This is a genomic window from Bifidobacterium amazonense, from assembly GCF_018555435.2.
Taxonomy (GTDB): domain Bacteria; phylum Actinomycetota; class Actinomycetes; order Actinomycetales; family Bifidobacteriaceae; genus Bifidobacterium; species Bifidobacterium amazonense.
The window spans coordinates 1-12775 of record NZ_JAFEJT020000077.1 but is presented as its reverse complement, the minus strand read 5'-3'; the positions used below and the strand labels follow the sequence as shown (position 1 = coordinate 12775).

At 62.7% G+C, this 12775-nt stretch carries 11 protein-coding genes; 4 read left to right on the top strand and 7 right to left on the bottom strand.

Annotated features, from left to right (window positions below):
* The 5 genes from JS533_RS12425 to JS533_RS12405 all read right to left on the bottom strand — a co-directional run bounded on the left by JS533_RS12425 (position 1) and on the right by JS533_RS12405 (position 7118).
* Entirely contained in the window at positions 1 to 1410 is a 1410-nt protein-coding gene (locus JS533_RS12425; protein WP_241515024.1) for a glycoside hydrolase family protein, read from the bottom strand.
* 450 nt (positions 1411 to 1860) lie between these two features.
* Positions 1861 to 2772: a family 43 glycosylhydrolase gene (locus tag JS533_RS12420; RefSeq protein ID WP_241515022.1), complete on the bottom strand. Its 912-nt coding sequence runs from the start codon at positions 2770 to 2772 to the stop codon at positions 1861 to 1863.
* 384 nt (positions 2773 to 3156) lie between these two features.
* A complete protein-coding gene (locus tag JS533_RS12415) occupies positions 3157 to 4113 on the bottom strand; it encodes a carbohydrate ABC transporter permease (protein ID WP_241515020.1) in 957 nt (318 codons plus the stop codon).
* Positions 4114 to 4145: 32 nt separating this feature from the next.
* Entirely contained in the window at positions 4146 to 5135 is a 990-nt protein-coding gene (locus JS533_RS12410; protein WP_241515018.1) for an ABC transporter permease, read from the bottom strand.
* A gap of 360 nt (positions 5136 to 5495) precedes the next feature.
* Complete coding sequence (locus JS533_RS12405; protein ID WP_241515016.1) at positions 5496 to 7118, bottom strand: type 2 periplasmic-binding domain-containing protein; 1623 nt, start codon at positions 7116 to 7118, stop codon at positions 5496 to 5498.
* Positions 7119 to 7483: 365 nt separating this feature from the next.
* Between JS533_RS12405 and JS533_RS12400 the strand changes: the two genes are divergently transcribed.
* Positions 7484 to 8578 carry a LacI family DNA-binding transcriptional regulator gene (locus JS533_RS12400; RefSeq protein WP_241515015.1) on the top strand — a complete coding sequence of 365 codons (1095 nt, stop codon included), beginning with the start codon at positions 7484 to 7486 and terminating at the stop codon, positions 8576 to 8578.
* Positions 8579 to 8758: 180 nt separating this feature from the next.
* On the opposite strand, the gene nth is transcribed toward JS533_RS12400, so the two are convergent.
* A complete protein-coding gene (gene nth, locus JS533_RS12395) occupies positions 8759 to 9424 on the bottom strand; it encodes an endonuclease III (protein WP_241515013.1) in 666 nt (221 codons plus the stop codon).
* Between the two features lie 6 nt (positions 9425 to 9430).
* On the bottom strand, positions 9431 to 10213 hold the full coding sequence (locus JS533_RS12390; RefSeq protein ID WP_274619265.1) for a winged helix-turn-helix transcriptional regulator: 783 nt from the start codon (positions 10211 to 10213) through the stop codon (positions 9431 to 9433).
* 344 nt (positions 10214 to 10557) lie between these two features.
* Here JS533_RS12390 and JS533_RS12385 point away from each other — a divergent pair, with 344 nt between their 5' ends.
* The 3 genes from JS533_RS12385 to JS533_RS12375 all read left to right on the top strand — a co-directional run bounded on the left by JS533_RS12385 (position 10558) and on the right by JS533_RS12375 (position 12694).
* Positions 10558 to 11328 (top strand): hypothetical protein, encoded by a 771-nt coding sequence (locus JS533_RS12385; RefSeq protein ID WP_241515009.1) that lies wholly within the window; start codon positions 10558 to 10560, stop codon positions 11326 to 11328.
* Positions 11329 to 11514: 186 nt separating this feature from the next.
* Entirely contained in the window at positions 11515 to 11928 is a 414-nt protein-coding gene (locus JS533_RS12380; protein ID WP_241515008.1) for a hypothetical protein, read from the top strand.
* A 388-nt stretch (positions 11929 to 12316) separates the two neighbouring features.
* Complete coding sequence (locus tag JS533_RS12375; RefSeq protein ID WP_241515006.1) at positions 12317 to 12694, top strand: endonuclease domain-containing protein; 378 nt, start codon at positions 12317 to 12319, stop codon at positions 12692 to 12694.
* Positions 12695 to 12775 lie beyond the last annotated feature (81 nt).

Sequence of the window (12775 nt, the reverse complement as noted above, 5' to 3'; positions counted from 1 at the left end):
TTACGACCGGACGAGTTCGGCGCGCCAGATGTTGACGTAGGAGTCGGTGCCGCCACGGCGGACGCTGTTCTTTTCGATCCATAGGCCGGTCTCGCCGAGCGCCTGCACGTCGACCTGGTACCGTCCGGCCGACAGCGGACCGCTGACGAACAACGGGCCGGAGTACGCGGACTGCGCGTAGCAGTCGAACCGCTGCAAAACGACCGGCTCACCCATCGAACCATCGGCGGCGATCGGACGAACGGTCACCCGGCCGACGCCGCCGTCCTTGCCGCGCAGACCGAACAGCACAAGCCGGGCCTGATCGTCAGAGGCGATCTCGAACACGGCCGCGGCCGCATCCCCGCGACGGTTCGTATACAGGCTCAACGGCACCGTCCGCCCACGCAACGCAACCGGTTCGCCGGTCTCGCTGTCCCACGCGTCCGCGTACTCGGGCAGCAGCGGACGGCCGAAACCGGACGGTCGGCCGGCTACCGCGCCGCTTGCGGTCGCCGTGTCGACCGTCCCGGCCGGAGCGTCGGACGGATCGAGCGCAATGCCATCATCGATCGCAACAGCATCAGCAGCATCGCCGAACCGCAGCGGCAGCCAGACCTGGCTCGCGCAGGACGCCTGATGCGGGAACGACCAGCGGTCGCCCATGTATATCAGACGGTCGCCGTGCTCGGTATGCAGCGGGAAGACGAACGAGCTTTGCGAATCCCACGTGCAGGTGCCTTGCGGCGCGACGTTGCCGCGGTACGTCCACGGGCCGGCCGGCGCGGGCGCGGTCAGGTAGAAGTTGTCGTTGCGATCCCAACCGGTCAGGTTCGACATGATCAGATAGTACGTGTCGCCGATGTGCGCCATCGCGGGCGATTCGCCGTACGGTTCGAGCGTGTCCGGCTGGATGAGTTCGGCCGTGAGATAGTCGTCGGCGAGACGATAGATGTGGCCGCCGTGCACCAGCAGATAGCCGGTGCCATCGTTGTCCTGGAACGTGCCCATGTCCCACATGCGGATCGGCTCGCCGTCGCACAGCAGCGGTCCGACGATCTCGTATTCGCCGTCGATCGTGTCGGACACGGCCATCAGGGTCATCGGATCCTTGTATTCAAGGTTGTCGGAGTGCATGAGCATCACGTACTTGCCGGTCTTGGGGCAGCGCATCACCTTGACGCGCTCGCCCACGCGGTCCGGGCCGAGCCGCCCGTCACGCTGCCGGGGCAGCACAAGCCGTTCGAAATGCCAGTTCGCGAGATCCCGCGACGAATAGCAGGCGAACCCGTTGAACATGTTCCTGTCGTCGGTCTTGTACTCGCCGAACAGGTAGTACGTGCCGTGCTCCTCGAGCACGCACGCGCCGTGCGCGTTCACCGTTTCGCCGCGGTCGTCGAACCACGATACGCCGTTGAATATGGTTGCCATGATCGTTCCTTCCTCCGAAGTTGCATTGCAGTTATGCGCGATCCCGGCCGTCGTTGCCCAGATCAGCAGATTACGTTCCAGTCAAGCGCGGGGAACGCCGTTCCCCAAAACTGTTGACAAACTTGCCAGATGCTGTTGCCGGATGCCGTGTCTCATTGCGACCGTCTCCCGGTAACCGGGGCAGGTTGCGCATCGGATCGTCGCGGACATGAAAAAGCGGCACGCAGACGGGAAGGAGGAGAAGGGAAAAGATCCTGTCTGCGTGCCGCGTGACGGCAATTCTCGAGGAGCCGCAGGCCGTGCCGCACCGGGTGCGCGGGCGTGACGTTCGTGTCACGACCCGACGGATGAGGGCGTCCGCCGCACCGGCTGGCGTCGGTCCGGCGGACGGTCCGGCTCATCGTGCGGGTGACGCGACGCGGCTCCGACCGACATGTGATGGCGTATACGTCAGTCGAGCTGCCATTCGTCGTGCCATGCGAGCAGCGCCTTGCGGCCGGTGATCTCGATGGGTAGGGTGACGAGCTCGGAATTGCCGAGATCCTTGTTGTGCCAGCGGTCGCCGATGTAAAGGAACTTCGTGGCATGCCACTGGTCCTCGCCGTCGAGCGGCACGATGATGTCGCACTGCGATTCGTAGGTCTTGGAGCCTTCCGGGGTGAACGGCTTCCATTCGCTCCACGGGCCGTGCAGGTCGGTGGCGGTCGCGTACATGTTGTCGTTGCAGTCCCAGCCGGTCAGCTGCGAGCCGAACCAGTAGTAGACACCGTCGCGTTTGACCATGATCGGCGATTCGTAGCCGGCCCAGTAGTCCGTGCCCTTGAGGCAGACGACGTCCTCGACGACGGACAGATAGTCGTCGGACAGACGGTAGATGTGCGTGCCGCGCGGCCGGTCCTCGCTCAGGATGTAGCCGGTGCCGTCCTCGTCCTGGAAGACGCCGATGTCGCGTGACTCATAGCCACGGAACTGGAACGTCGACAGGAACGTGAACGGTCCGGTCGGCGAGTCGCTGATCGCGGTGCCGATGTGCGCGTACGAGTAGTTGTTCTCGCCGTCGACGTGCAGATACATGACGTACTTGCCGTCGGACGGACGCTTGAGGACCTTCGGACGTTCGACGATGTGCTTCGGACCGTAGACCGAGTCTTCGGGACCGACCGGCAGGACGGTGCCCTCGTGCTTCCACTCGGCGAAGTCCGTGGTGGAGTAGCATGCGACGCCTTGGAACAGGTTGCCGTTGTTCTTGATCTCGCCGTACGCATACCAGCGGTCGCCGAACCGCTGCACGCCGATGCCGTGCAGCTGCGCGACATTGCCGTCCGTATCCTTGAACAGCTGCACGCCCTTAAGAGTTGCCATATTTCTTTCTTTCCCCTTTTACTGGTAACACATCACACGTCTAATGAGCTGGCGGGAGCCTCATGATGCTGGCGGTAGCCTTGGCCCCCTCACTGAGGGGGCTGTCGAGCGAAGCGAGACTGGGGGAGCTCCGGCCGTCAGGCCGCCAGCAAAACAGTCTCGCGCGACAGCGCGAGTCCAAGGCCTCGGAATCGCGCTGCCGCGCGATGCTGGGTTGTCGGCGGCCTTGCGGCCGCGGAGCTCCCCAGTCAGCCTACGGCTGACAGCCCCCTCGGTGAGAGGGCCGAGGCTCCGCCAGCATCACAGGCCTCACGGCCGTCAGGCCGCCAGGCAACACAGCATCGGCCGGCAGGCCGATTCCGTATCGCGCGGTAGCGCGCGGGCTCAGCCCTTGACGGCGCCGATCATGACGCCCTTGTTGAAGTACTTCTGCAGGAACGGGTACAGGATCAGCAGGGGGGCGGTGGACACGATGATCACGCCGTACTTGATCTGGTCCGCCAGCTGCTGCTGCTGCAACGCGGACTGGCCGCCGTTGCCCGCGCCGCCCTGCTGGGTCTGGTTCGCCAGCAGGATGTTCTGCAACACCATCTGCAACGGCTGCTTCGTATCCGTACGGATATAGATCAGACCCGTGAAATAGTCGTTCCAGTGGCCGACGAAGTAGTACAGGCCCAGCACGGCGATGATCGCGCTCGACAGGGGGATCACGATCCTGAGGAAATACCCGAAGAACGACAGGCCGTCGATCTGCGCCGCGTCATGCAGTTCCTCGGGAATCGAGGTCTCGAAGAACGAGCGCGCGATGATCAGGTTCCACACCGAGACCGCGCCCGGCAGGATGAACACCCACATGTTGTCCAACAGGTTCAGATCCTTATACAACAGGTAGGAAGGGATCAGGCCGCCCGCGAAGTACATCGTGAACGTGAACAGGAACAGGATCACGCGCCGCGGCTTGAAATCAACCCGCGACAGGGCGAACGCGGCCGGCAGGGTCACGATCATGTTCAACGCCGTGCCCACCACCGAATACACGATCGTGTTCTTGTAGCCGATCCAGATACGCGAATCGGAGAACACCTTCTCGTAGCCGCCGAAATTGATGTCCACCGGCAGGATCGTGACCTTGCCCGTCGAGACCATCGCCGGATTCGAGAACGACGCGATCACCACGAACCACAACGGATAGATCACCACCGCCACGATCAGGGCCAGCAGGACCCAGATCACGATGTCCGCCACCCAATCACCAGGCTCACGATGCTGGGCCACATGCTTGTTGAACGGAACATCCGCGCCGCTCTTCTTCGGCGCGACGGAAACGCTTGCACTCGACATAATGCCCTACCTTTAATCCTTTCCGCTCACGCTTAGAAGATGCTCGTGTCCGACACGCGCTTCGAGATCCAGTTCGCCAGGATCAGGAACGCGAAATTGATCAACGTATTGAACAAACCGATCGCGGTCGCGTAACTGAACTGGAACGACTTCAGGCCGATCATGTACGTATACGTCGCGATCACCTGCGAACCCGGCAGGTTCATGGCGTTCTGCATCAGGAGCACCTTCTCGAAACCAACACTCAGGATGCTGCCCATGTTCATGATCAACAGGATCACGCACGTCGGCATGATCGTCGGGATATCCACATACCGGATCAACTGCATACGACCCGCACCATCGATCTTCGCCGCCTCATACAGGCTCACGTCAACCGAAGAAAGCGCCGCCAGATAGATGATCGCGTTCCAACCACAATGCTGCCACACCTCGCTCAACCAATAAATCGGCGCGACCATGTCCGGATTATCAAGAAGGCTCGTCCCACCGAAGAAACGACCCAACAGACCCGTGTTCGGCGTCAGGAAGATGTTCAACATCGCCACGATCACCACCGTCGAGATGAAGTGCGGCATATACGTGATCGTCTGCACGAACCCCTTCACCTTCGTCGAATGAATCTGATTGATCAACAACGCCAGGACGATCGGCGCGATGAACCCCAACACCAGGGTTCCCAGACTGATCTTGATCGTGTTGACCATCACCTTCGAGAACATCGGAGAGGTGAAGAACTGGTTGAAATACTTCATCCCAACCCACTGGCCACCAGTCAAACCCTTCGACGGCACGAAATCACGGAACGCCAGCTGGATGCCATACATCGGGATATACGCGAAAATGAACACGAACACCATCGCAGGCAACGCCATCAACCAATGCTGCCAATAATGGGCCAAGTGCCATCCAAGCTTCTTCGGCAACGGCCACGCCTTACGCGCGGCCGTGTTGTCGACCACACCAGCAGAGGAGACCGCCGCCGCGCCGGCAGCGCTCCGTTCCGCCACATCCTTGTTCATGGGTTTTCCTTTCCTACCTATCCCGCGCCTCCACGCGTGGGCACTGTCCGGGGCCACCAGCGACTCCGTTTGGTATATAGTCGGTTATACCACCAATGGTAGCGTTGCCATGCCGTGTTGCCAAAATTGCCATCAAATATCTGAGAAAACCCCGATACCCGTTGGTAATTAAGGCTTATCGACACACCACGCCGATATGTTTGCGTTTCTCAATAAAGCCAAATAAAAAGCGCGAAGACCACGGGGCGCATCCATGGCCTTCGCGCTGGGAACCATCGCAGGACCGCCGACAAGGGCGAACCGGCAAAGCGGGGTCAGCGAACCGTTACACGATCAGTGCGATCAGTGCGATCCGTCCGGTCACTTGACGGCCTTGTCGTAGGCCTTCTGCCAGATGTCGATGTTCTGCTGGAGGTTGAGGGTCTCCAGCTGGGACTGCAGGTTGTTCCAGCTGTCATCGGTCGTTCCGGTCTGCGCCATCTTCGCGATGAGCGGCATGACCGTGGTAAACAGCGCCGTATTGTTGTTGGCGACGGTGGTCTGATCGTCCGCGGACAGACGCACGTAGATCGGGAAGTAGTTCTTCTCGCCGCCGATGTTCTCGTACTGCTGCTTGTAGGCTTCGTCCACCGAGGAGACGGAATCGGCATTGCGGTCGCCCACCACGGTCACCTTGTCGGAGATCCAGCCGGCGAGACGATCATTCAGCGCCTCGTTCTTCTGGGCGTTATTCGCCTCCACGGCCTTTTCGGTCACTTCGTAGGAGTGGTCGCCGGTCTTCTTGAGGAAGCCGTCCGTGATGGAACCGTACATCTGCTGCAACGAATACTTCTCCGAGTACAGCAGGTTGATGATCTTCAACGCGGCGTCCTTGTTGGCGGCGTTGGAGGACATGGCCATGTGGTAGTCCTCGAACTCGTTCGCACCGGCGATGCCGGAGGCGTCCCACACGGTCTCATCGGCCGAAACGCCGGGCGCGGACGGCACCGGGATGGAGATGTACTGCTGTTCCAGGGCGGAACCGGCATCGCCGAACGCGGTCGTATCCCAGTTGAACACCGCACCGACCTGGGCGGTGTCGCCGCCGACCTGATTGCGCGCATCGTACTTGTCGGAGGTGACCCAATCCTTCGGCACCAGCCCTTCCTTGGTGAACATCGCAAGATAGTCAAGCACTTCGCGGAACTGCTCGGTCTGCATCACGTTGCCGACCTTGCCGTCCTTGACGTAGAAGCCCTGCTGGGTCGGACCGCCGTTGTACTGGGTGACGATGCCGGTCGAGTTGAGGAACAGGAACGGGCTATACCAGCCCGCCAGCGTGTCGGTCGGCAATGCGGACAGGTTCATCGGGATCTCGTCGGCCTTGCCGTTGCCGTTCGGATCCTGGGTCTTGAAGGCCTCGAGCACCTTGGTCAGCTCGTCCCATGTGGTCGGAACGTCCAGCCCCAGCTTGTCCAGCCACTGCTTGTTGATCATCATATGCTGCCCGGAGGCCGAGAAACCCTTGCCTCGGCTGGAAGGCAGCGTATAGAGCTTGCCGTCGACCTCGACGAACTTCTTGGCGACCGGCTGCTCCTTGAAGAACTCCGCAACGTTCGGCAGCTTGTCCATATCCTGGTTGAGATCCTCGAACGCCGCGGAATTCTGCGCGGCGTCGTTCGGATTGTAGGCGCGGATGTTCAGATCGGCGATGTCGTTCGCGGCCAGCGACGCGTTCTTCTGCTGTCCCCACGCCGTGTCGAGCACGGTCTTCCACTCGATCTTCGCACCGGACTCCTTCTCAAGGTCCTTGGCCCACGTCATGTCCTTGATCGGGATCTGATTGGTGTTCTGCACCACCAGAATCGTCACGATGGGCTTGCCATCAGCCGTGGTCTTATTCGTTGCGGTGCCTTGCCCACATGCGGCGAGCGCGGTGAGCAGCATCGATGCCGCCCCGACCGCGGCCACACCCGTAATGACCTTGGATACACCCTTGTCCATTGGTACGTTCCTTTCCTGTGTTCCGACTTCATTGATTCGGAATGTGTTCTCGTGTTTGGCTACCACTCCAAACTCGCAACGCTGCGATTCTATAGCAACCAGACCTCGACTTCAACCAGCGCATTATCGGCGTGTCCACGTAAACATCATTGGAATATCAACCTTTTCCAGTATTCTCAATACAAATCGTAACGTTTTTCTAAAATCGTATCGACACCTACAACTCACTCGTCGGAAACATTCGGAACGCTCCCGTCTGTTGCTGTAGTCACCTTAAATCGCAACGATTCGACTCATGTTTGCCATCACGGTACAGTAGAGAACTGTCATATTCCATGCAACGACAACCAGCAAACGGTGATCCCATGCCAACTCTCAAAGACGTTGCGGCCAAGGCCGGCGTATCCCTCAGCACGGCCGGCGCCGCGATGCGCGGCGAGGACATCGTCAAGCCCGCCACCAAGGAGCTTGTGCTCGCCGCAGCCAAGGAGATCGGATACTCCCCCAATCTGTCGGCCCGTTTCCTCAAGAAGGGCCGCACCGGTGCGATCGCCGTCATGGTGCCGCACATCCTGCACCCCTACTACACGAACCTCGTCTATGCGGTCAGTCAAGAGGCCGGCCGGCACGGTCTGCGCACCATCATCCAGCAGACCGGCTACACGTCGGACAGCGAAACCGACGTGCTCGAGCAGATGGTCGGCTCCACGCTGTGCGACGGGCTCATCCTCAACGCCAGCAACGTCGACGACACGCACCTGCGCACGCTGCTCGGCAATCATCCGGCCGTGCTGCTCAACTATCTGACCGACAATCCGCTGTTCGACAACGTGCAGTCGTCGACCTCACGCGGCGTCGATCTTGCGTTCGGCTATCTGCAGGGACGCGGCTACCGGCACGCCGCCGTGATCGGCGGACGACGGATCCGTCCGGACGATCCGGACATCAGCCGGCAGAACGTCGGCATCCGGGCCGCGATGAGCGCGCTTGTCGACAGCGGCATGGGCGGTCCCGACGACTTCGTCGACTGCAACTGGTCCGTGGAGGGCGGCAAGGCCGTGGCGGAGGAACTGTGCCGGCCGATCGGCGACACTCGCGACGACGGCGTTCGCAACGACGACGATTCACCGCACACGGACGAGACGACCACGCCAGTCACGCGACTGGTCGACCGGTACGACGTGTTCTACTGCATGAACGACCTGGTCGCCTACGGTCTGATCCGCGGCCTGCATGAGCACGGCATCCGCGTGCCGGAGGACAAGGCCGTGTTCGGCCACGACGGCATCATCGCCGACCAGTTCACCATTCCCACGCTGTCCACCGTGGCCGTCGACTACGAAGCCATGGCCCGCAAGGCCGTCGGCCTGCTGCTCGACCAGATCAACCATCCGGGCAAAACACGCAAACCACGTACCGAAATCATCGGCTGCAAGCTCGTCGTCGGCGAATCGGCCTGACACCGGAATCGCGCTGCGCGCGATACCGTGTTGTTGGCGGCCTTCGGCCGCGGAGCTCCCCCACCCGGCTCCGCCGGGAGCCCCCTCAGTGAGGGGGCCGAGGCTGCCGCCAGCTTCATATGTCGTACGCAGCGGTTTACGCCGCATGGCAATGCGGAATCGCGCGACAGAACGATTCCGTTACGCGACGCCAGCGCTCGGGCACGTACCGTTGAGCGGGCAGTTGGCGCAGTCGGGCTTGCGCGCGTGGCAGACGGCGCGGCCGTGCAGGATCAGCCGGTGCGACAGGTCGGTCCACTCGGCCGGCGGGAAGCACGCGCAGATCTCCGCCTCGACCTTGACCGGATCGGATTTGGCGATGCGCCAGTCGCTGCGCCAATGCAGCCGGCCGGTCACGCGCATCACATGCGTGTCGACGGGGAATCCGGGAATGCCGAACGCGTTGCCAAGCACCACGTTCGCAGTTTTGCGCCCCACCCCGGGCAGGCTTGTCAGCTCGTCCATCGTGCGCGGCACCACGCCGTCGAACTCACGGTCGAGCCCTGCGGCGAGTCCCAGCAGATGCGCGGCCTTGGACCGGTAGAAGCCGAGCGGACGGATGATGTCCTCCACGTCCTCGGGCCGGGCCGCCGCCAACGCCGCCGCGTCCGGATACGCCGCGAACAGCGCGGGCGTGACGGTGTTGACGCGCTTGTCGGTGGTCTGCGCGCTGAGCACGGTCGCCACCAGCAGCTGGAACGGATTAGAAAAGTCAAGCGCGCATTTCGGCGCGGGAATCTCCTCGCACAGCAGCGCGTATTCGGCGTGCATGCGTTCGAGCCGCGCGCGTTTCGTCTCGCGGGGCATGACGGATCAGTCGAGATCCCCCGCAGCGTCCTGGTCCGGCGCAGCCGCGGATGATGAGGGTGCGGCCGAACCGGCGCGGGAAGCGTCGCCCGCCTCGTCCTCCGGCGGGTCGAACCGGTAGCCGACGTTGCGCACGGTGCCGATGAGATGCTCGTATTCGCCGCCGAGCTTGGCGCGCAGACGACGAATGTGCACGTCGACCGTGCGCGTGCCGCCGTAGTAGTCGTAGCCCCACACCTCCTGCAGCAGCTGCGCGCGCGTGAACACGCGGCCGGGATGCTGCACGAGGTACTTGAGCAGCTCGAATTCCTTGTACGCGAGGTCGATCGGATGGCCGTGCAGGGATGCGGTGTAGCCGTTCGTGTCCACCACAAGATCGCCGGAACGGATCTGACCGTCGGCCGACACCGTGCCGGATTCGCCGCCGGCCGCGTTCGCGCCCGCGCCTCCCAGCGGCGAGTTGCCGCGTTCGGACACGAGCCGCAGACGACCTTCGACCTCGGCCGGGGAAGCGGTGGAGACCACCACGTCGGCGATGCCCCACGTGGAGTTCACGACCGTGAAGCCGCCTTCGGTCAGGATCAGCACGATCGGCGTGGACAGGCCGGACGCATGGATGAGCCGGCACAGGGTCTTGGCGGAAGCGAGATCGTCGCGCGCGTCGATGAACAGGATCGTGTTCTCGGGCATCTTCACCAGCGAGGCCGCGTCCATCGGCAGCACGCGCACGCGATGCGACAGCAGGGCGAGCGACGGCAGCACGGTCGCGGGATCGGCCGCGAAGGTCATCAGCGTAAGATCCGTCACTTGTCGCCCCCTACAGTTGTTCGCGTTCACGTAACCTACCGGTCATCGTACCGGCTTGCACGTTGGTGCCTTATTTTACGCGCACAATATGGACAGTATGTTGGCAAAGGTTTGCCGTGCGCGCGTGCAGTCCGGCCGCGAGCGCGGCGTCCCACGACGCGGTCGGACCCACCGACGCGATAGGATGGACGCGATATATAGGAACAGTCCCCGCGTCCGGCATCGGCCGCGGCGTCCGAACGCTCCCTGCCGGCAGTCCGGCACGGGACGAGGATCGCCGGTCCGGTCTGCCGCGACGCGGTCGGCGACGAGGCGGGGAGCGGAACATGACGGAAGATCAGCAGGGCCGGAACGGTCTGGACTCACGTTCGACGGCCACGGCCGACGCCGTGCCGTCCGGCGCGCACGCGTCGTTCGCCGGCCGGTATGCGGCCGGTTTCGCACTCCTGCCATTGATGGTGGTGCTGGTGCTCGCGTTCGGCGGAGCCGGCACGACCGGACTGGCGGTCTGGACGGCGGTGCTGATGATCGCGTTCCTGATCTGTTCGCCGTTGCGCGACGGGATTCCCGGTCGCGTGATCGCGGAGATCGCCGGCGTCGCGTCGTTCTGCTTCGCCTGCTACCCCGGACTGCTGTCGTGGGCGATGTTCGGCCTGTTCGGCGATCGCACCCCGGGCGTCTCGGCCTCCGCTCTCGATCAGTTCGCATGGTTCGCCGGTGTCGGCGGACTGCTGATCGCGCTCATCGTCGTCTCGTTCATTCGGCAGATGGCGCGCGCCGAACGATCCCACCTGATCCGCGGCCTGTCGCACAGCGTGCTCGACGGCGTGGCGATGATCGCCGCCCCCGGCTGGCTGTTCCTGCCCGGCTACATGGCCCTGCCCGACGCGGGCGCATCCAACACGGCCATGTTTCTGTCCGCGATCATCGTGATCCTGCTCATGCTGGCCCTCGTCGTCGCCTCTAACTGGTGGATGGCCGAAGCCGACCCGGACGAGCACGCGCGCGCCCCGTGGCTCGGCATCATCGTGCTGCCGGCACTCCTGTCCGCCCCGCTGATCCCCCTCGCCTCCAGCATCGCCGCGCTCCTCGGCTGAATCATCGGCTGAACGGTGGAGGCCATTCCCTCCTCTCCGCCCGAACGCTCTCCATTCAGGGTGCCGGCGATGAAGGTGCGTTACGACGATTTGGGTCTCGCCGGGCAATTCGTATAAGCTTTTGCATGGATGCCCATGGATGGGTGCCGGAACAGTCGACGATGACGTTGGACGGAGGGGATTGTCATGAAGCGGTTTTCGAAGGTGCAGCGATTCGTGCTGGCGTTCATCGTCATCGTTATTGTCGGCGCCGTTGGACGGATGGCCTACATGAGGTTCGATCTCATCAACTTCGTGTTCACCGTAAACGCATATGACTGCTCGTATGAAAAGCATGATGATCGGATCGACACATTGACGTTCTCGATTTCCGACGGATCCGAATATGTGACGAAGACCATGCCGGTCCCTGATGACCTGCAGCAGGAGGCGTCACGCAACGATGCCGATTCGATCATAGGGGTGACCGTCATCTACCGCATTCCCAGGTATGAACTGACGAAAAACCATGTGACGATAACCGGCGACGCCCCGTACATATTCAGTCTCGACGGTCTCGACCGATACGCCACGCTCACGAGCATCGATTTCACGGACTGACCGGCGGCCGTCCTGCGCACCGCCTCCGGCAGTAGCATAAGTGGCTCTTGGCATTTTGGCGTGTATGGCGTCATTGCCAACGTGTCTGCGCAGTCTCGGAATCGCGCTGTCGCGCGATGCTGTGTCGTTTGGCGGCAGCTCCCGCCGCCGCATGTGACCTCTTTGGGTCGGTGAAGTCGGGCGACGATTGAGGTAGTCGATAGAGCGATGCCAGCAGCAACTGAGATAACCGGCGGCGATGATGCTGGCGGTAGCCTCGGCCCCCTCACCGAGGGGGCTGTCACGCGAAGCGTGACTGGGGGAGCTCCGCGGCCGCGAGGCCGCCGACAACACGGCATCGCGCTTCGCGCGATCCCGTCCTCTTTGCCGAACTCGCTACGCTATTCATATGAGCGACCACCACGTCCGAGAGTATGACCTTGCCAACACCGGCAGGGCCCGAGCATTACGCCGGGACATGACGCCCTGGGAGCGCAAGCTGTGGTACCGGTTCCTCACCGGTCGTACACCCCGATGGCAGCGGCAGAAGCCCATCGGCCGGTATATCGTCGACTTCTACTGCGCCAAAGCAAGACTGATCGTCGAGCTTGATGGCGGTGGGCATTACGCGGACGGGCAGCGGGTCCGGGACGAGGAGCGCACGCGCGTGCTGGAGGAGCGGGGGATGATGGTGGTCCGGTTCGCGAACAATCAGGTGGATCGCATGTTCGACGCGGTGTGCGCGAGGATCGAACAGGTGGTGCAGGAGCGCCTGGCGGGGGTGTGAGCGTGCCGGCGTGGTCTTGGAATCGCGCTGTCGCGCGATGCTGCTTGTTGGCGGCCTCGCGGCCGCGGAGCTCCCCCAGTC